This is a genomic window from Microbacterium esteraromaticum (assembly GCF_017303215.1).
Classification (GTDB): Bacteria; Actinomycetota; Actinomycetes; order Actinomycetales; family Microbacteriaceae; genus Microbacterium; species Microbacterium esteraromaticum_C.
The window spans coordinates 1,515,700-1,534,852 of the sequence record NZ_JAEMWU010000001.1 but is presented as its reverse complement, the minus strand read 5'-3'; the positions used below and the strand labels follow the sequence as shown (position 1 = coordinate 1,534,852).

Annotated in this window: 18 protein-coding genes; 1 reads left to right on the top strand and 17 read right to left on the bottom strand. The window is 66.8% G+C overall.

The window, feature by feature from the left end:
- Positions 1–3 precede the first annotated feature (3 nt).
- From JF543_RS06940 to JF543_RS06860, 17 genes are all read right to left on the bottom strand, one after another.
- Complete coding sequence (locus JF543_RS06940) at positions 4–987, bottom strand: Gfo/Idh/MocA family oxidoreductase (RefSeq protein ID WP_423494888.1); 984 nt, start codon at positions 985–987, stop codon at positions 4–6.
- Entirely contained in the window at positions 987–2,084 is a 1,098-nt protein-coding gene (locus JF543_RS06935) for an aminotransferase class I/II-fold pyridoxal phosphate-dependent enzyme (RefSeq protein WP_206823445.1), read from the bottom strand. The genes JF543_RS06940 and JF543_RS06935 overlap by 1 nt, the downstream gene beginning before the upstream one ends.
- Positions 2,081–2,692 (bottom strand): DapH/DapD/GlmU-related protein, encoded by a 612-nt coding sequence (locus JF543_RS06930; RefSeq protein ID WP_218847982.1) that lies wholly within the window; start codon positions 2,690–2,692, stop codon positions 2,081–2,083. The genes JF543_RS06935 and JF543_RS06930 overlap by 4 nt, the downstream gene beginning before the upstream one ends.
- Complete coding sequence (locus tag JF543_RS06925) at positions 2,689–3,921, bottom strand: glycosyltransferase (RefSeq protein WP_206823443.1); 1,233 nt, start codon at positions 3,919–3,921, stop codon at positions 2,689–2,691. The genes JF543_RS06930 and JF543_RS06925 overlap by 4 nt, the downstream gene beginning before the upstream one ends.
- Positions 3,918–4,349, bottom strand: a complete 432-nt coding sequence (locus tag JF543_RS06920) for a DUF2304 domain-containing protein (RefSeq protein ID WP_206823440.1) — start codon at positions 4,347–4,349, stop codon at positions 3,918–3,920. The genes JF543_RS06925 and JF543_RS06920 overlap by 4 nt, the downstream gene beginning before the upstream one ends.
- Positions 4,346–5,077: a glycosyltransferase family 2 protein gene (locus JF543_RS06915; protein WP_206823437.1), complete on the bottom strand. Its 732-nt coding sequence runs from the start codon at positions 5,075–5,077 to the stop codon at positions 4,346–4,348. The genes JF543_RS06920 and JF543_RS06915 overlap by 4 nt, the downstream gene beginning before the upstream one ends.
- Positions 5,078–5,106: 29 nt before the next feature.
- A complete protein-coding gene (locus JF543_RS06910) occupies positions 5,107–7,029 on the bottom strand; it encodes a DUF6541 family protein (RefSeq protein WP_206823434.1) in 1,923 nt (640 codons plus the stop codon).
- A complete protein-coding gene (locus tag JF543_RS06905) occupies positions 7,026–7,760 on the bottom strand; it encodes an ABC transporter ATP-binding protein (protein ID WP_179411310.1) in 735 nt (244 codons plus the stop codon). The genes JF543_RS06910 and JF543_RS06905 overlap by 4 nt, the downstream gene beginning before the upstream one ends.
- On the bottom strand, positions 7,757–8,686 hold the full coding sequence (locus tag JF543_RS06900) for an ABC transporter permease (RefSeq protein WP_179411311.1): 930 nt from the start codon (positions 8,684–8,686) through the stop codon (positions 7,757–7,759). Before JF543_RS06900 ends, JF543_RS06905 begins: the two co-directional genes overlap by 4 nt.
- Before the next feature lie 87 nt (positions 8,687–8,773).
- On the bottom strand, positions 8,774–10,864 hold the full coding sequence (locus tag JF543_RS06895) for a cell wall-binding repeat-containing protein (RefSeq protein ID WP_206823431.1): 2,091 nt from the start codon (positions 10,862–10,864) through the stop codon (positions 8,774–8,776).
- 102 nt (positions 10,865–10,966) lie between these two features.
- On the bottom strand, positions 10,967–12,040 hold the full coding sequence (locus tag JF543_RS06890) for a glycosyltransferase (RefSeq protein WP_179411313.1): 1,074 nt from the start codon (positions 12,038–12,040) through the stop codon (positions 10,967–10,969).
- A 60-nt stretch (positions 12,041–12,100) separates the two neighbouring features.
- Positions 12,101–13,552: an LCP family protein gene (locus tag JF543_RS06885; RefSeq protein ID WP_347401116.1), complete on the bottom strand. Its 1,452-nt coding sequence runs from the start codon at positions 13,550–13,552 to the stop codon at positions 12,101–12,103.
- Positions 13,549–14,016, bottom strand: a complete 468-nt coding sequence (gene purE, locus JF543_RS06880) for a 5-(carboxyamino)imidazole ribonucleotide mutase (protein ID WP_179411911.1) — start codon at positions 14,014–14,016, stop codon at positions 13,549–13,551. Before purE ends, JF543_RS06885 begins: the two co-directional genes overlap by 4 nt.
- Positions 14,017–14,132: 116 nt before the next feature.
- Positions 14,133–15,257 (bottom strand): 5-(carboxyamino)imidazole ribonucleotide synthase, encoded by a 1,125-nt coding sequence (locus JF543_RS06875; RefSeq protein ID WP_206823428.1) that lies wholly within the window; start codon positions 15,255–15,257, stop codon positions 14,133–14,135.
- 51 nt (positions 15,258–15,308) lie between these two features.
- Positions 15,309–15,848: a PH domain-containing protein gene (locus JF543_RS06870; protein WP_179411315.1), complete on the bottom strand. Its 540-nt coding sequence runs from the start codon at positions 15,846–15,848 to the stop codon at positions 15,309–15,311.
- 63 nt (positions 15,849–15,911) lie between these two features.
- The gene (locus JF543_RS06865; protein ID WP_206823425.1) at positions 15,912–16,697 is read right to left on the bottom strand and encodes a biotin--[acetyl-CoA-carboxylase] ligase; all 786 of its coding nucleotides are present in this window, start codon (positions 16,695–16,697) and stop codon (positions 15,912–15,914) included.
- Complete coding sequence (locus JF543_RS06860) at positions 16,698–17,981, bottom strand: CDP-glycerol glycerophosphotransferase family protein (RefSeq protein WP_179411912.1); 1,284 nt, start codon at positions 17,979–17,981, stop codon at positions 16,698–16,700.
- A gap of 95 nt (positions 17,982–18,076) precedes the next feature.
- Between JF543_RS06860 and JF543_RS06855 the strand changes: the two genes are divergently transcribed.
- On the top strand, positions 18,077–19,141 hold the full coding sequence (locus JF543_RS06855; protein ID WP_274368682.1) for a glycosyltransferase family 2 protein: 1,065 nt from the start codon (positions 18,077–18,079) through the stop codon (positions 19,139–19,141).
- The last annotated feature ends 12 nt before the right edge of the window (positions 19,142–19,153 follow it).

Sequence of the window (19,153 nt, the reverse complement as noted above, 5' to 3'; positions counted from 1 at the left end):
AGTTCAGACGGTCTTGGATTCGCCGGTACGTGCCGATTCCAGCGCCGCCTCTACAACGGTGAGGGTACGCAATCCCTGCTCCATGGTGACAACATCCGTCTGGTGTCCGAGCACGGCGTCGCGGAATGCCTCGTGCTCGACCTTCAGCGGCTCGCGCTTGGCGAAGGCATACCGGGTGACATCCCCCTCGGACACCCCACGGAACGAAGAGACGGATTCCCACTCCAGCGGGATGGTGCCGTTGGCGTAGAAGGTGAGGTCACCGGTCGAGGTGTCGGCGACGAAGGCGCCCTTCTCCCCCGTGACGACGGTGAGGCGCTCTTTCATGGGGCTCAGCCAGTTGACGATGTTGTTGACGATGACGCCGGACGTCGTACGGCCCGTGATGGTGATCATGTCCTCGTGCTCGCGCCCGGACTTGAATGCCGTCTGCGCGAACACGCGGTCGTAGTCGGATTGCACCACCCACGCGGTGAGGTCCACGTCATGGGATGCGAGATCTTTCGCGACGCCGACGTCGGCGATACGTGCGGGGAAGGGCCCCTGCCGGCGCGTAACGACCTGGTAGACGGCGCCGAGTTCGCCCGCTTCGATACGTCGCCGCAGCTCTTGCAGGGCGGGGTTGAAGCGTTCGATGTGCCCGACCGCGCCGACGAGCCCGGCGTCGGCGAAGGCGGCGACCATACGTCGCCCTGCCTCAAGGCTGTGTGCGATCGGCTTCTCCACGAGCGTGTGCACGCCGGCGGCGGACAGTTTGAGCGCCGCATCCTCGTGGAAACGCGTCGGGACGGCGACGACAGCGATATCGATGCCTTGCGCGATGAGGGCATCGATATCGGGCAGCACCTCGAGGTCTCCAGAGACTCCGTGCGGGTCACCGCCGGGGTCGGCGATGGCGACGAGATCGACGCCATCGAGTTCACGCAGCACCCGGGCGTGGTGGCGTCCCATCATCCCGACGCCGAGGAGGCCTGCGCGCAGGGCCATCAGGCACCCGCTCCGGCGACGGCATTGACTGCGGCGACGATGCGCTCCAGGTCGTTCTGCGACAGCGACGGGTGCACCGGAAGAGAGGCAACCTCGCGGGCCGCGCGCTCGGTCGCAGGCAGGTCCAGACCCGGAGCGTACGGGGCTAGCGAGGGCAGACGGTGGTTCGGGATCGGGTAGTAGACCCCGGCCCCGACGTTGTGCTCTTCCTTCAGCGCCTTGACGAATCCGTCGCGGTCTTCGGGAACGCGCACCGTGTACTGGTGATAGACGTGCACCGCACCGTTCGCGACCGGCGGGACGACCACGCCACGGAGGTTGGCGTCGAGGAAGGCTGCGTTCTGCTGGCGGGTCGCCGTCCAGGCGTCGACCTTCGTCAGCTGGACACGACCGATCGCTGCGTGGATGTCGGTCATGCGGGCGTTGAAACCGATGACTTCGTTCTCGTACTGCCGCTCCATGCCCTGGTTGCGCAGCAGCTTGACCTGGCGCGCAATCTCAGCGGTGGCCGTGGTGACCATGCCGCCCTCGCCGCTGGTCATGTTCTTCGTCGGGTACAGGCTGAACATCGCAAACTCACCGAACGAGCCGACGGGACGACCGTCCAACGCTGCGCCGTGGGCCTGCGCCGCATCCTCGTAGAGCGCTAGGCCGCGGTCGGCTGCGAGCGCCTCCAGTTCGCGCATGTGGGCAGGGTGACCGTACAGGTGCACCGGGAGGATGCCCTTCGTCTTAGACGTGATCGCGTCCGCGACAGCCTCCGGATCGAGCGTAAAAGTCTCGGGCTCGATGTCAACGAAAACTGGGGTGGCTCCGGTCAGCGCGACGGAGTTGCCGGTCGCTGCAAAGGTGAACGACGGGACGATGACCTCATCCCCGGGGCCGACACCCGCGGCCAGCAGACCAAGGTGGAGACCAGCAGTACCGGAGTTGACGGCCACCGATGGACGGCCGGGAACGAAGTGGGCGGAGAACTCCTCCTCGAACGTCGCCACCTCGGGCCCCTGAGCCACCATGCCACTGCGCAGGACACGGTCGACCGCCTCACGCTCCTCGTCGCCGATGATCGGCTTCGCCGGGGGAATGAACTCGCTCACACGATCTCCTTGGTCAGAATTCCGTTGGTCTCGATGAATCGGTCGCCCGTAGCCGGGCAGATCCAGGTGTCTGCCTCTTCGCCCGCCGCCAGCGGTACACCGGATTCCCCCACCCAGCCGATGCGTCGCGCGGGAACACCGGCGACGAGCGCGTAGGCGGGCACGTCTTTCACGACTACCGCACCGGCGGCGACTGTTGCCCATGCGCCGATCGTGACGGGAGCGACGCAGGTGGAGCGGGCGCCGATCGCCGCTCCACGCTCGATGGTCACCCCGACGGGCTCCCAGTCGTGAGCACTCTTCAGCGTGCCGTCGGCGTTGATGGCGCGCGGGTAGGTGTCGTTGGTGAGTACCACGGCCGGGCCGATGAACACGCCGTCGGCGAGTCGTGCCGGCTCGTACACGAGGGCGTAGTTCTGCACCTTGCAGTTGTCGCCCATCTCGACGCCAGTGCCGATGTAGGCCCCGCGACCGACGATGCAATTCTCGCCCATCTTCACGTGCTCGCGTACCTGGGCAAGATGCCAGATCGACGACCCGTCGCCGACCTGAGCATCCGGCGAGACGTCGGCGGACTCGACGATCCGCACGGCAGAGGAATGAGTCACGATGTCTGCCTTTCGCTCCCGTGGCGTTCCGTGCGGGAGATGAGTTCGAGTTTACTCGTGCGTCGTCCAGCGACCTGTGTGACAGCTTGAGCCACACGCTCGGCGACGGCGCGCAGTGAGACGTGCTGAAGTGCCCATCCAGAGCGGTGCGGACGCTCTCGTTCTGTGCCGCCGTCCGTGGCCGAGACGAGCAGCGAACGCATCGCATCCGCCACGGCCTCGGGCGTGAAATCCACGGCGTGCCCGAGCCCTGCATCCCGCACGAGCGCTGCGCCGGCAGCTGGTCCGGCGAACAACACGGGCGTGCCGACCGCCGCCGCAGCGTAGGTCTTCGTAGGTTTGGCGAAGTCGTAGCCGATGCCCGGCACGATACTCACTAGGGATGCCACCGCGCCGCGGATCCAGGATGCCGAGTTCAGTGGGCTCACCACCCCCCCGAAGTGCACCCGCCCCGGCACGAGTTCCGAAGCGAGCGTGCGAAGATTCTGTTCGACGGCGCCCTGACCGAAGAACCGCAAGTGCACGTCGGTGGCCTCGTCGGCGATCTGGGCGAAGGCGCGGATAAAGATGTCGGGCTGTTGCCATTCGGACATGGTGCCGGTGTAGACGAAGTACCGTTCATCGGATGGGGCAACGGCGTCAGGAGTGAAGACGTCGGTGTCGATACCGTTCCCGACCGTGACGACGCGTTCCGCAGCGGCACCAAGCAGCTTAAGGCGCTCAGTGACCTCGTCCGACACCGAGATAATGCTGGCAGCCTTTCGCAACACGATCCGTTCCATCCACCGCATCAGCGACACCACGATGGAGGGTGCGCCCATGGAGATGACGCCGTCCGTCCAGACGTCCGCGGCGTAGTACACGAATCGGCGACGTTTCAGAGCGGCGATCACGGCGACGACCAGCCCTGTCGTGGGAGGCGACTCGGCGACGGCCACGTCGAAGCGGGTAGCGAGCAGTCGAACGGCGAGCGGGACGTCGAAGCTGAGGTACTGGATGTACCCGCGGACGTTGCCGCCGGCATCCCGCAGGACAGGCCATCGTCGTACCGATACGCCCTCCGCGTCCGAGATCTCCGGCGCGTGGGACGGTGGTTTCGTGGTGAGCACCGTCACGTCGGCGTGCTTCTCTGCCAGCACACGGGCGAGAGCGCCCAGACGAAACGCCCCCGCACTCACCTCCGGTGGGAACAGGCGCGACGCGATGACCACGTGGGGAAACGCACTCACGATGTCTGCGCTCCTGTCTGCGGGTCGATGGGTTCGGGTGCGTCCGGTGCGCCGGCCGGCGTCTCGTCGTCCGTGGCATCCGGTGCTTCGAGGGACTGGAGGCGTCGCTCGTGGAACGCCGATTCTTCCGCTAGCACGCGTAGCTTCTCCTCGATACGGGTCAGTTCGGCGCCGTACTGCAGGCTGACCAGAAAGAGCAATGCGATCGTGACGAAGAACACCAGGTTGACCGGTAGCACGATGCCGAGGCTTCGCGCCGCCCATCCCAGCGTCTGTGGGAAGATGGCGATGATCAGCGCCAGCAGTCCGCCGATGAACCACCAGACCGCATGGCGCTCACGCAGGGTGCCGCGACGCATGAGTTCGATGATGGCGATCAGCGCCAGCACCGCAGCGACGATTCCGAAGACGTAGGTCACGGTGTTCATGCGTTGCCTCCGACGTGTGCGCGGGGCCGCAGCATCGCGAGCGCGAAGGCCGCGCAGGCGCGCACGAGGTAGACCGCAGCCCGCACCGGGCTGTGCGAGGGCTCGCCCCCCTGTCGTTCACGCATCTGCACCGGCACCTGCTGGATGTGCAGACCCGCTCGCGCTGCGATGACCAAAGCCTCGATCGTGTCGCCGAGGTACTCCGCGGGGAACTCCTCTGCGAAAAGTTCGATGGCTCGGGGGCCGGACGCCTTGAAGCCACTGGTCACGTCGGTGAGGCGAGTGCGCGCAACGCGGCTCATCACCGCGGCGAGCATCTTCATAGCCCACTTGCGTGGGCCGCGCACGCCGTAGTCCCCGAGCCCGGCGAAGCGAGCACCGATGACGAGGTCGGCGTTCGCCAACCCCTCGATCATCTCCGCGATCGCGGCGGGATCATGCTGGCCGTCGGCATCCACCTGGACGACCACTCCGTAGCCGTACGCACGCGCGTGCCGGAAGCCGGCCCGCATCGCGCCGCCGACTCCGAGATTGAACGGCAGGCGAAGGACATCGGCCCCGGCGGCTTTCGCCGCTCGGCCCGTGTCGTCGATCGAACCGTCGTCGATGACGAGGCAATGTGCCGCAGGGATGGCTCTCATGACGTCGCGGACCACGTCCGCGACGGAATCCTCTTCGTTCAACGCCGGAATCACGACGAGAACGGGCAACGAAACCGGGCGCATCATTGATGATCCTACCGAGCATGACCGGGCGGCTACTGAGCGCACGCCGTGATCCGCCACAGTGAGACGTCTCCTACCTCGTCGACAAGCTCGAACCCTGCCTGGCCTTCGAACTCAGTCATGCCGCCAGCGCGGTAGCGCCCGGGCCCCGCCTCCCCCGGCCCAAAGTCGAGAACGAACTCTGGATAGTTGTACTCCGCCAGGGCATCACACACTTCCGGATCCTCGGCGGCGAACCTCAGTCGAGTAGCGAGCGTCTGCCATGCAGCGTTGCCCGGCCATGACCAGGTGCGCGGATACACGTCGATGCCGCTGAGCATGTACCCGAACCCGGATCCGGTCGACGGGTTTGCGAGCACCCTGGCGTCGCCTGGGACGTTCTCATCGAGTCGCTCGAGTAGCGTGCGCTCGTCGGGGTCGAGGAACGAATCGTTCGTCATCAAGTAGCGGGAGTCGCGATCGAAGGAATCCTGCGTGACGGCAGGCATCGCTACCGGACGGACCAGGACCAGCACGATCATCAGGACCGAGGCTGCCGCGATGCCAATCACGGCCGTTGCGCCCTTCCCGGTGTTCGGGCGCCACGCACGCACTGCCCACCCGATCAGCGCGTCGGCCCCGATCGCGGCCAGCGGGATCACGACGACGGCCGAGAGAGCGGAAATCCGATACGGATCGGCGTACCAGGCGCCGAGAACGTCCTCTCGGAAGATGTCTCTACCGGCCGAGGCGACGAGTACGTAGAGTGCGGAGACTCCGAGCCACACCCCGGCGAACCAGCGCAGGTGCACCCGCCGGACGCACTCCACGAGTCCGACGATCATCAGTGCGCTGATCGCGTACGCGAACGGGATGCGCAAATGACCGTTGAGCAGCACGTCAAGGACAGCCTCGGCCTTGCCGCGGAACGGCGGCCAGTGCGAGCCCGAGGTGCTCCGCGACAGCAGCACCCACATGACGCCCAGGGCCAGCCAGCTCCCGAGGAGGGCGAGAACCAGCGCGCCGCGGCGGATGCGGAGGAGAACGAGTTGGGACGTTGCCCACACCACCAACATGGCCGCCCACGGGAGCAGACCGGAAGGCTGAGACAGCAACAAGGCTACGGCGGCGACCCCGACGAGAAGCACGATCCGCACCACGGTCGCAGCGCGCTTCGCGGTCCCCACCCAGTCGGGAATAGTGAGTACCACGACCACGGCGGCGGGCAGCATGGCCGTGGACAAGGCGTTCGGGTACAGCACGCCCCATTGGAACAGCAACAGTGGGAACACCTGAAGAGCGCCGGCGAGGATCGCGGCGAGGGCGGCGACAGCGGTGGAACGAGTCACGGTGAGTGCCAGCCACGCGATACCGAGCGTCCAGATGCCGGCCCCGATCACCAGGGTGAGCATGTTCACGACGATTGCGATCTCGACTCCGGTCGCCATCGCGACGAGCGCCGCAAGGGCATGCCACGCGGCGGGGTAGAAACCACGTCCCCCGATCACCTGGCTCACGTGCAGCGAGGAAGCGTCCCCCGTCTCCAAGATGAATCGCAGGGCGTTCAGGTGGAACACCGCATCGTTGGTCTGTGAGATGGCATCGGGAGCCTGGATATAGGCGATCAGGCGCCAGGTGGTGAATGCGGCTCCGAGCACGAGCGCGACGGGAAGAACCCACCGCGGCGTTGGCCCGGCGTCGGTCACGAGCCGGCCCGGTGCCCACCGCCCGACGAGGGCTGCGGCGCCCACGGCGACGACGACCGCGAGGAGCCAGGTGAGGATGCTCCACGGCACGCCAGCGACTCCGTACACGATGGCCGCTGCAGCGGTGACGGCGACGCTGACGACGGGTGCGAATGCCGCGAGGGCGAGCCCTCGCATACCGACGAACCACAGCGCGGCGAGCCCGGGCAGGAACACGACGGCCGCACCCAGCCCGAGGACCGGCAGCTGTGCGACCCAGTCCAGGATCACGCGTCCACCAGGGCGATGGCACCCTCGAGTTCGCCGTCGAAGATGACCTCGCCCTTGCTGATCACCACACCACGCGTGCAGAGTTCCCTGACCATCTCCATGTCGTGGCTGACCACGACGAGTGTCTTGCCCGCCGCGATGAGTTCGACGAACTTCTCGCGGCACTTCTCACGGAACGGCACGTCGCCGACGGAGAGGATCTCATCCATCAACAGGACGTCCAGTTCGACGTGAATGGCCACCGAGAACGCCAGGCGCAGGAACATGCCCGACGAATAGTGCTTGACCTCCTGATCGATGAACTCACCGATCTCACTGAAAGCCACGATCTCGTCGTATCGCGCGTCGATCTCGGCTCTCTTCATCCCCAGGATCGCGGCGTTGAGATAGACGTTCTCACGGCCGCTGAGCTCCGGGTGGAAACCCGCACCGACCTCGATCAGGCCGGCGACGCGTCCGCGCGTGAGCAGGTCACCCGCATCGGGCGCCATGACGCCGGAGATGAGCTTGAGAAGAGTCGACTTCCCGGAGCCGTTCATCCCCAGGATCGCGACCGATTCGCCCTCGCCGATAACGAGGTCAACCCCTTTGAGCGCCTCGAATGTCGAGGAGAGCTTGCGGCGTCTGATCCACGAAACGACGGTGTCCTTCAGGGAGAAGGCATGATTCAGCGTGAAGGTCTTGCGAACCCCCTCGACGATGATGCTCGGCCGACGTGCGGTGTCACTCATAGATCCTGTGCGAACTTTCCCTCGAGGCGGCGGAACACGAGTTGCCCGATCAACAGCGTGCCCACGGCGATCATCGCAGTCCATGCCGTGTTGACGAGCAGGTTCGGCGGGAGCATCGTCAGCGGTTCGCCTACGTAGTCTGCGGCGGCGACCAGATCCTGGCTGGCCGGGCGCCAGAATGCGTAGTGGAACAGCTCAACGCCCTGCGTGATCGGGTTGAGCATGTAGACGTCTACGAGCCATGCCGGCCACTGGAGCTTGTCGACGACGGCATCCTGGACCATCGTCCACGCGTACAGCACGGGAGAAGCCCACGTCGCGAGCAGCAGCAGGAGCTCGACGATGTTCTCCGCATCTCGGAAGCGCACGTTCACCGCTCCGAAGAACAACCCAAGTCCGAGCGAAAACACCATGACGATCGCCATGCCGGCAAGTGCGGCGAGGACGCCGAGGATGGTGATGTGGCCGATCCATCCCATCAGGATGCACACGATGAGAAGTAGTCCGACTTGCGGGAGGAAGTGGACGAACGAGACCATCACGGCCGAGACGGCGAACAACTGCCGCGGCAGGAACACCTTGCGTACTAGCGCAGCGTTGCCGACGATCGACGTCGTCGCGTTCTTGAATCCCTCGGAGAAGAGGTTGATGACGACGATGCCCGAAAACAGGTATACGGCGTAGTTCGGCACCCGATCGAGGTTCATGAAGATGCCGAGGACGATCCAGAACACCAGGAACTGTGCGGCCGGACGCACGTACGACCACACCCACCCCAGGACGGAGTTGCGGTATCGCGTCGTCACGCCCGTGCGAACGAGAAGGCGCAAGAGATAGCGCCAGCGCACCACGTCGATCAGTCCATGGCTCTTGCCAGGGACCTCGAATTCGGTGCGCGGCACGAGAGCGAAGTGATCGTTGATCATCGAGTGGGCTCCAGCCGGAGGGGTAGCAGGAATCATCCTATCCAACGAAACGGATCAGGCCTGAGAGGGAAAGGCCACCGGGACTCCTCATCCCCCGATGTAATCAGCGACCTGTTTCTCGATGTTCACAGACACCACGCCAGTCCCGCCCAGTACGACGATCCGCGCAGGGTTCAGACGATCCAGCTCCGCCGCGACCGCGCTTGGCAACGCGTTCGTCTGTGTCAACAGCACAGGGCCCCCCAGCGCGCCCGCCGCCGCAGCACCGGCCAGCGCATCCGGGAAGTCCTCACCACTGGCCACATAGACAACCGGAACGCCCGGCGTCGGATACGCCGCCTTCGACACCGCCACCGCGGTATCAAACCTGTTCGCGCCACCCTGACGAACCACCGAAGGCGAGAACACCTTCACCCGACTCTCGACGTCCGACGAGATCACACCGGTACCGCCGAGAATCACGATCCGCGCAGGGTTCAGACGATCCAACTCCGCCGCGACCGCGCTCGGCAACGCGTTCGACCGTGTCAACAGCACAGGGCCCCCCAGCGCGCCCGCCGCCGCAGCACCGGCCAGCGCATCCGGGAAGTCCTCACCACTGGCCACATAGACCACCGGAACGCCCGGCGTCGGATACGCCGCCTTCGACACCGCCACCGCGGTATCAAACCTGTTCGCGCCACCCTGACGAACCACCGAAGGCGAGAACACCTTCACCCGACTCTCGACGTCCGACGAGATCACACCGGTACCGCCGAGAATCACGATCCGCGCAGGGTTCAGACGATCCAACTCCGCCGCGACCGCGCTCGGCAACGCGTTCGTCTGTGTCAACAGCACAGGGCCCCCCAGCGCGCCCGCCGCCGCAGCACCGGCCAGCGCATCCGGGAAGTCCTCACCACTGGCCACATAGACAACCGGAACGCCCGGCGTCGGATACGCCGCCTTCGACACCGCCACCGCGGTATCAAACCTGTTCGCGCCACCCTGGCGAACCACCGACCCAGGCGGCGGCGGCGCTTTCGGTGTGACCGCAGCAGACTTCACCGATGCCGGTGACGTACCCGCAGCGTTCGTCGCGGTGACCGTGAAGGTGTACGCGGTGCCGTTCGCCAGTCCGGTGACGTCGACCTTCGTGGCACCTGTCGTCGTAGCGGTCTTGCCGCCGGGCTGCGCGGTTACCGTGTACTTGGTGACTTTGGCTCCGCCGTCTGATGTCGGAGCGGACCAGGCCACGGTCGCACGCGCGTCACCCGCCGTGGCCTTGACGCCCGACGGCGCGTTCGGGACCTTGTACTGCGTCGACCCGAACCAGTCGGTGAAGTAGTTGTAGAAGTTACGGTTTCCGTAGCTCGAGCACGAGTCGCCGGTTCCGTAGCCCGCCCGAAGCGCCGCGGCGTTCGGCTGGTACGGCGTGTAGTAGTAGAGCGCTGAGGTCGCCTTGTTGACAATCTTGACGGGTGCCGTACCGCAGGCCGAGTTCGGGTGGTACAGCACGTTCCACGTCTTACCCGGCGCATACCAGGTGAAGTAGCGCCCCTCCATGTAGAGCTGCATCTGGCGGGCAGCGCCGTAGATCTGGTGGAAGAAGCCGACGAACTTCGGATCACACGGTGCGGTGTCTGGGCACCCCTGCCCGAGGGCGATGTCGTAGCGCCACTTGCTGGGCCACGTGTGGGTGACCAGCCCCTGCTCCTTCTGCAGCATGACGATGAGCACCTGGGGGTTGATGTCACATGCCTGCGACACCCGGTAGATGATGCGGGCCGCGCTCTCGTTCCTCGCCCCCGTATAGCCCTTGCAGTACTTGTCGGCCGGCATCGAAACGGAATCGATGCGGAAGTCCTTCAAGCAGATGATCGGCCCGTACTGATCGCTGCCGCCACGGCAGGTCGACACCTTCGAGTTGAAGAACGACTGGATCTGCGATTCGGTCATCGTGGCTTCGTTGGTGAAGACCGCATCGCTGATGATGTTCCCGGCGTTCCAGCCCACAAGAGACGTCTTCACCGGTCCAGCTGCCAGACCGGCCGCCGCCGGGGCCGGCGCAGCCACCGGCACGGATGCTGCCGAAACGGGCGCCGCGGTGCCGATCACAAGACCGAGAATCGTCAGCAACGTCACCGCCCAGCGCACTGGTAGAGTCACGCGCGCGCTACGGATGCCAGGTGAAGCCATGTTATTAGTGTGACTGAAGTTGCACGATGATGCCACTGATGCAGAATATCGGGCGATTTCCGCGGCGTGTCCCCCGCCCTGTCAGGTGCTTCGCAGACTGGCTCAGAGGTCGGCGTGCAACGCCCACACCCGCTCAGCGGAGCTCGCCCACGAGAACGCACGTGCACGGTCGGCGGCGAGTACCCGCTGCCGCTTCTCCCCCGCGCCGAGAGCGTCCTCGAGCGCATCCGTGATCTCATCCGCCGGCACGACAAGCCCTCCGTCGGCGATGACGTCGAGGTGAGTCCCCGAGTCGACGGCGACAACGGGCACGCCCAGTGCCATCGCCTCGACCGCACGCCACGGCCACGCCGTCGAGGTGGAGGTGGCGACCACAGCGGCCGCTCCGGCGAGAACAGATGCCCGGTCGGCGTCGTCGAGGCGTCCGCGGATGTGCGCGCGCCGTTCGGCCAACCCGGCAGCTGCAGCCGCATCCGCGATCTGCGGCTCGGTCCCGTCGGCAGCATCGAGCACCACGACGTCGATATCGGCTCGCGCGGCTGCGGATAGTCCGCCAGTCATCGATTCGACATCACCCGTCACGACCACGTAGCGTTCGGGCAGTTGCAGATCGTCGCGGCGCTGCGCCGCATCGGCCGGCTCCGCGAAACCCTGCGGAGCAGCGCCGGCGATGACCCGGATGCGGTCCGACAACCGCCCCAGGCCCGCGACGCGCTCGGCCATCGTGTGCGAGGGCACAACGACGGCGTCCGCGTGCTTCACCGCCCGTTTGAGCATCGCCTTGTGCCAGCCCACCACAGACTTCGACAGCACGTGCGGCGCCTCCCACGCATCCAGGTCCCACAGCGTGACGGTGGTCTGGTCGTTGTCGTGCAGCCGGTCGTGACGCACCAGCGGCGCCATCAGACTCGGGGAATGGATGAGCCCACCTCCGACGCCGGGGGTGATTCCCAGTTGCCACGCGCCGGCCAGTTCACGGCGCCCGAGTGCCAGCGTCCGCACGTCCTGGATACCCGGCACCTGCACGTCGGCCCCGCTCGGCACGATCGCCGAAACGGCGCACCCGCGCGGCGCTGTTTGCACCAATCCGACGGTCAGTGCCAGCGCCGCACGCGCCTGATCGGCGTCGACGACCTGCACCGTCTGATCGAGAACAACCCGCAACTGCACACTCATGTCGTCATGCTATCGACGCCTTCCTGAGAGCCTCCGACGCACCGCCGCGGGCGCGTGAGGTCACTCGGCAGGCGCGTCCGTTTCTGGCGGATGCAGGGCATCGCGCACCATCTGATGGATCAACTCGAAGTCGGGGTCGCCCTCGACGATGCCGTTGTCTGGCACGAGCTCGATCTCGGTGACGGGCTGCTCCTTCGCCTTCATCATCAGGTCGAAGAACTCGGGCAGCTTGTCCTGCGGAAGGTCGGTCTCCATCAGCTGCGTGCCCGCGGCCGCGATCTCGTTGAACCGTGTCACCACCGTCTGCGGGGTGAACTGTTGCAGGATGGCGACCTGCAGTTCGCGCTGACGCCTCATGCGGTCGTAGTCGCTGGTGGTGTACCGCGAACGGGCGTACCACTGCGCCGTGTCGCCGTCCATGTGCTGATCTCCCGACTCGATCCACCCGATCGCCCAGTCCGCGGCGGGCTGGTTCGGGTAAGCCGGCCCACCGCCCTTGGGGAGCCGTTCGGTGACGGTGATGTCAACGCGACCCAGCGCGTCGATGAGCGCTGCGAAACCATCCATGTCGACGAAGACGTAGTACGGGATCTCGATACCGAGCACCCCCTCGGCGGCATCCTTCGTCGCCTCGATACCGGGAGCGGACCCGTGCGTCGCCGCATCGGGATACAGCCCCGTTCCCTTATCGTCCCGACAGACCTCGGCGGCATTGCGGATGTGGTTCATCCACGGCTCCCAGCCGCAGGCCTGGTCCGAATGCCCTTCGAAACCATCCGGGTACAGCTCACGCATGGGGCTGCCCTCGCTGAACGGCGCACCGGCGAGCTCGCGTGGGATGCCCGTCATCGTGACGGCACCGGTGTCGGCATTGACCGAGACGACCGAGATACTGTCGAAGCGCATCGAGTCGCGCCCGTCGCCGCTGTCGGCGCCGAGTAGCAGGATGTTGTAGTAGCCGTCGCTGGGCGGCAGGCTGGGCCCGCCGCTGCCGAACAGCGTCGTCAGAGCCCCGCGCCCCGACGCCACCGCCGACGAGGCATACACCGTCGCCGACGCCACCAGGGCCAGTACGAGAACGGATGCCAGCGGAATCGCCCACCGCGAGATCGGTGGCACCTTGACCAGGCGCACCTGCCGCAGGGTGTCGATCGTCAGCACGACCCACAGCACCACATAAGCCAGCAGCAACACCTGCACGAGCGTCAGCATGAACCACGCGAGCGGTCCGGCGAAGAGCCAGACCAGCGCGGGCCGGGCGAACAGACCAAGGCCCGCGGCGACCAGCAGCAGGAACCAGCCGAACAGGGTCGCACCGAGTCCGAAGCGGCCGAGCCTGCGGTTGCCGGCGAGCACCTGCGCCGAGCCCGGGACAAGTACGTTCAGCACGACCAGCCACCAGGCACGCCGACCCATCAGGTCGGCATCAGAGGCATCGGGGTTGAGCAGCGGCCGCGTCTCGATCAGCGGGCGTGCGCCCTGATCGGAGGCACGCGGTGCTGCCAATGTCACAGCGAGTCCTTCAACCGCTGGTTCTTCTGCTCCACCTGGCCTTCGAGTTCACGTGCGTACGCCTCTACGCGGTCGGCGAGTTCCGGATCGGACGTGCCCAGGATCCGTGCGGCGAGGAGCCCTGCGTTTCGCGCCCCGCCGATCGACACGGTCGCGACGGGGATTCCGGCCGGCATCTGCACGATCGACAGCAGCGAGTCCATGCCGTCCAAGTACGCCAGCGGCACGGGCACACCCACGACGGGCAGCGCGGTCACCGAGGCGATCATGCCCGGCAGATGAGCGGCTCCTCCGGCGCCGGCGATGATGACGCGGATGCCACGGCTGCGCGCTTCCCGGCCATAGCTCATCAGCTTGTCGGGTGTGCGGTGGGCCGAGACGACCTCGACCTCGTGCGGGATGCCGAAGTCGGTGAGCGCCTGGGACGCGTCACTCATCACCCGCCAGTCGGAATCGGAACCCATCACGACGCCGACCAGCGGCGAGCTCGAGGAATGCAGCGGCTCAGTCACTCGTACAGGCTAGTGCTCGCCGCTGGGAGAACGGCGCAACGGCGCGCACTCGCAGCGACGCGGATCACTCACTCGAAATGCACTGCGGCGGCGCGGGCGGTGTAGACGACGTCATCGAGATCAGCGCCGGCGACGTTGATGTGGCCGACTTTTCGTCCCGGACGCGGCGCCTTGCCATAGGTGTGGATCTTGGCCTCGGGGTGCTGCTCCATCGCCGGTGCGAAGCACGAGGTGAGCGTGCCCTCGGCGGGTCCGCCGAGGATGTTCACCATCACGGTCCAGGGTGCTCGAGGTGCGGTGCTGCCCAGCGGCAGATCGGCGACGGCCCGCAGGTGCTGCTCGAACTGGCCCGTCACGGCACCGTCCTGGCTCCAGTGTCCGCTGTTGTGGGGACGCATGGCCAGTTCGTTGACCAGAATGCGCTCATCGTCGGTCTCGAACAGTTCGACAGCCAGCATGCCTGTGACGCCGATTCCCTCGGCGATCTGCCGTCCGATCTGCTCGGCGACCTCGGCCAGACGCTCCGTAGCGTTCGGCGCGGGGGCGATGACCTCTGCGCACACGCCGCCGCGCTGCACCGTCTCGACGACGGGGTACGCGACCACGTCGCCGCTCGGGCGCCGCGCGATCTGCTGGGCGAGTTCACGGGTGAACGACACCATCTCCTCGGCCAGCAGCGCCTCCCCCTCCGGCACCTGCTCGAACCAATCGGCGGCCTCGAGGCCCGCGCGTACGACGCGTACACCTTTGCCGTCGTACCCGCCCCGCGGAGTCTTCACGACGGCTCGGCCGCCGTGATCGTTGATGAACGCCTGCAGTTCGCGAGCATCGTGCACCGCGGCCCAGTCCGGCTGCGGCACACCGAGCTCGGCGAGGCGGGCACGCATCACGAGCTTGTCCTGCGCGTACTGCAACGCATCGGGCCCCGGGTGCACCTGCACACCGTCGGCGACGAGGGCGCGCAGCACCTGCTGGGGCACGTGCTCGTGGTCGAAGGTGATGACGTCGACGTCACGCGCGAAGGCGCGCACCGCGTCCAGGTCGCGATAGTCACCGACGGCCGTCGCTGCCAGCGCGGCCGACATCCCCTCGTCCTCGGCGAGCACACGCACGTCGAGTCCGAGTTCGACCGCCGGAGCAATCATCATCCTGGCGAGCTGTCCACCACCGATCACACCTACGCGCACCGACATCCGCGCCCCTTTCGTCGTTCCCATTCTCGCGTACTCCGAGGGCGCGGGTGGTCAGAACGTTCCGGGCTCCGCGTCGCGGTGGGCGAGGATCTGGTTGACCTCGACCTGATCAGCCAGTGCCTCATGCACGAGATTGACGCTGGGGACGTTCACCAGGCGCAACGGTGCGTCGACGCCGTTGCTGAGGACGACCGTGCCGGCGCCCCACAGACGCTGCAGAAGTCCGCGGCGCACGGCGATCGAATAGCCGCGCGTGTGCGAGAGCTCCTGACGGCTGCGCGCGCCGAGCCCGTCGCGGACGATCACTCGCCGGGTGGTGATCGTGTACGTACGTGACAGCCAGCGCAAATACGGCGCGACGACGAGAAGCAGCACCAGCAGGCCTGCCGCGGCGAGCAGCATCCAGTTCTCATACGGAGAGGGCAGGTTGCCATACAAGTAGGCTGTCGCGCCGAACACGGCGATCAGCACGAGTGCCGACCAGAACAGCCGCCGAGCATGGCCACGAAAGCGCGCGACGATCAGTTCCTCGGCGGGCGCGCCAGGCGGGGGCATCATCGGACGCCCTCCGAGCATCACCGGCTGAGTCATGCCTCCATTGTGCCGTCAGGATGCGACATCCCCGGCACCCGCAGGGCGTGTCAGCGTGCCGCGTCAGGCCAGCCGCGCGTGCACGACATCGCCCGACGACACCGCACGTTCGCTCTCTGCACAGCCCGCCTCGGTGGATTCCTCGGCGACGACGAGTCTGCCGTCGTCGGCCAGGCGCACCGCGCGTCCGTGCATCGATGTGCCGTCCGGCAGCGATACGTTCACCGCACGTCCCAGCGTGACGCACCGCGCGGTCGCCTCGGCGTGCAGACCCGATCGGATCGCGTCGCCCGCTCTGCCCAGCTCGCGCACGATCGCGTCGAGTCGGTTCAGATAGTCGGCGACCAACCGATCGGCATCCGCAACGGCATCCTGGCAGGCGAACGACGTCGCCGTCGGAACCGGCAGCCGCGCGTGTGTCATCGCGGTGTTCACCCCAGCACCGACGATCACCGCGTCACCGACGACTTCGGCGAGGATGCCACAGATCTTGCGGCCGCCGACGAGCACGTCGTTGGGCCATTTCAGGCCCACGTCATGGCCGGGCAGCTGTGCGGCGACAGCATCCGTCATCGCGACACCGGCAGCCAAAGGCAACCATCCGCGCGCGTCGACACTCTCCGGCAGGTCTCGCAACAGCACCGAGATTGCCAGCGCGGCTCCGGGAGGCGTGTCCCAGGTGCGGTCGAGCCGCCCCCGCCCCGCGGTCTGTGAGTCGGTGACCAGCACCGACAGATGCGGCCAGGCGGTGGCATCCGACGCGCGCCCACGCAACTCGGCGTTCGTCGAGCCGCACTCGGGCAGTACCAGCAGACGACCGGCGATCCCCGAGGCGCGTTGCAGGTTCATTCAGACCGCGTCCTCGTCGAGATCTGCGGTGTCGTGTTCCGATGCTTCCGCGGCCGGCATGTTGTCACGCGCGTGCCAGTGATCCCACTTCTGCATCAGCTGCTCGATGGCGGCATGGAACTTAGCCGTCGCCGCCCCCGGTGTGGTGTCACCGAAGTAGTGCGTGACCCAGGTGTCCAGACGCTCGATCGCCGCCTCGTCGCCGCGCACACGATCGACCTCGGCGACGATGTCGCCGGCGCCATCGACCGTCAGCCATTCACACGCCGACAGATAGCCCTTGGTGTCGATCGAAGCGCGCTCATCATCAGGGCGGGTAATCAGCAACGGCTTACCCGAGGCGAGTCGGTCATAGACCATCGCCGAGATGTCGACGATCGCGACATCGGCAGCGGCGAGCTGCCAGCCCAGCTCGGGACCGTCGTCGTAGATGTGGTGAGCGGTCGCGTCGGTCGCGTTTGCCTCGGCGATCGCGGTGAGAATGCGCTGGTGCGCCGCACCGTACGCATCGTCGACCACACCGCTACGCGGGTGCGGCCGGTAGATCAGGCGGTGCCGGCCCGTTGCCAGCAGCCCGCGAACGAGCGTCTCGCCGTGAGTGGCGATCGATCCGTAGTGCGCAGAAGGGCGATCGCCCTCCCAGGTCGGCGCATATAGCACGACCGTGCGCTCGTCCGGGGTATAGGGAAGGGTGCCGGAGTAGTGATCGGCCTGCGGACGGCCGATCTCGATCGTGCGCCGGTCGATGTCGTAGTCCCACAGGGTGCGGCTGAGCCGGTCGCGGGCGGCCTGACCGGCGACTAGGGCGTAATCGTACGCCTTGTACTGGTTGGTGGTCATGTACATCTTGTCGGACTCACCGTGGTTGATGAACACGTGCCAGCGGCGGCCGTACCGGAACATCTGGAAGTTGCGGGTGTTCTGGTTCACATACAAGACGATCCGGATGTCTTGCTTCGCGATGAACTTCTCGAGGTTGCGCACCGTCGGCACGAACGCGACCGGCGGCCCGTCCTCAGCGATCAGCTGCTCGGCGCCGGTCGCGCTGCGCGAGAGCACGACCACCGGCCAGCGTTCAGCCAGCTGTGCCAGCGGGCGGTACCACTGCCGCATCTGATACATGTTGACCGCGCCGTCGGCGAAGTACACCGCGATCTTGTACGTGTCGCGCGGGTGCGGCTCGCGTTGCGCCAGAGTTCGCCTGACCCGCTGCACCGCGGCGCGAGAGGCGAGTGCCTTTCTCAGCAGCCGGTAAGCCTTCTTTCCATCCGAGACGACACCCATCCCTCCAGAATACGGCGCTTCCCCGAACACCATCGCCTCGGCCGTGCCGGTGCCGGCATCCGGGCGCGGCGCCCACCGCATGACATGATCGAATCGTGCACGAGACAGACCATCCATCGCCCGACGGGGTCTCCTTCGTCATGCCCGTGCTCAACGAACGCGACTACCTCGAGCACGCCGTGCGCTCCGTGCTCGAACAGGACGTCGACGGCCCGACCGAGCTCGTGCTCGCCCTGGGCCCTTCTACGGACGGCACCACCGAGCTCGCGCAGCGCCTCGCCGCCGCCGACACACGCGTGCATCTGGTCGACAACCCCGCCGCGCACATCCCGGTCGGTCTGAACGCCGCCATCCGTGCCAGCCGCTACCCCACGGTCATCCGCGTCGATGCGCATTCCGAGCTCTCGCCCGGCTATGCACGGCAGGCACTGGAGACGCTGGAGCGCACCGGCGCGGCGAACGTCGGTGGCGTGATGCGCGCCGACGGGCGCACCCCGTTTCAGAGCGCCGTGGCGCGCCTGTACAACTCCCCCGTCGGGCTCGGCGGCGGTGCCTACCACGGCAGCGAGCGCGAGGGCGAGGCCGAGTCCGCCTATCTCGGTGTGATGCGCCGCGAGGTGCTCGACGAGGTCGGCCTGTTCGATGAGTCGATCCGTCGCGGCGAGGACTGGGAGCTGAACCTGCGCATCCGTGAGGCGGGTCATCTGGTCTGGTTCGACCCGCGACTCTCGGTCACCTACTGGCCGCGCGAGAACTGGTGGCGCCTGGCGCGCCAGTTCCGCGCCACCGGGGCCTGGCGCGGCGAACTGGTGCGTCGTTTCGGACGCAGCAACGGCCTGCGGTTCTTCGCCCCACCCGCGTTGGTGCTCGTCACGGCGCTTGCTCTGATCGTGGGCGTGCTGCAACTGACGGGCGTGCTGCACGGCCTTCCGGGTGTGCTCGCCTCGATCGTGTACGTGCCCTTGATCGCATACGCCGTACTCGTGCTCGTTGTCGCACTGTCGGGGCACCGCGGACTGCGAGAACGCCTCTGGACGCTGGCCGTGCTACCGACCATGCACTTCGCCTGGGGGCTCGGCTTCCTCGCCGGGGTGCTGCGCGGCGCCGGCGACACCGTTGATGCCTCACGGCTCGGCGACCGCAATACCCCGCTGCCCTGAGCGCCGGCGGGC

Coding starts and splice junctions, on each gene's coding strand:
- JF543_RS06940 (WP_423494888.1), bottom strand. CDS start 987: ATGGCCCTGCGCGCAGGCCTCCTCGGCGTCGGGATGATGGGACGCCAC.
- JF543_RS06920 (WP_206823440.1), bottom strand. CDS start 4,349: ATGAACACCGTGACCTACGTCTTCGGAATCGTCGCTGCGGTGCTGGCG.
- JF543_RS06915 (WP_206823437.1), bottom strand. CDS start 5,077: ATGATGCGCCCGGTTTCGTTGCCCGTTCTCGTCGTGATTCCGGCGTTG.
- JF543_RS06905 (WP_179411310.1), bottom strand. CDS start 7,760: ATGAGTGACACCGCACGTCGGCCGAGCATCATCGTCGAGGGGGTTCGC.
- JF543_RS06900 (WP_179411311.1), bottom strand. CDS start 8,686: ATGATCAACGATCACTTCGCTCTCGTGCCGCGCACCGAATTCGAGGTC.
- JF543_RS06895 (WP_206823431.1), bottom strand. CDS start 10,864: ATGGCTTCACCTGGCATCCGTAGCGCGCGCGTGACTCTACCAGTGCGC.
- JF543_RS06890 (WP_179411313.1), bottom strand. CDS start 12,040: ATGAGTGTGCAGTTGCGGGTTGTTCTCGATCAGACGGTGCAGGTCGTC.
- purE (WP_179411911.1), bottom strand. CDS start 14,016: ATGGGTTCCGATTCCGACTGGCGGGTGATGAGTGACGCGTCCCAGGCG.
- JF543_RS06875 (WP_206823428.1), bottom strand. CDS start 15,257: ATGTCGGTGCGCGTAGGTGTGATCGGTGGTGGACAGCTCGCCAGGATG.
- JF543_RS06870 (WP_179411315.1), bottom strand. CDS start 15,848: ATGACTCAGCCGGTGATGCTCGGAGGGCGTCCGATGATGCCCCCGCCT.
- JF543_RS06865 (WP_206823425.1), bottom strand. CDS start 16,697: ATGAACCTGCAACGCGCCTCGGGGATCGCCGGTCGTCTGCTGGTACTG.
- JF543_RS06860 (WP_179411912.1), bottom strand. CDS start 17,981: ATGGGTGTCGTCTCGGATGGAAAGAAGGCTTACCGGCTGCTGAGAAAG.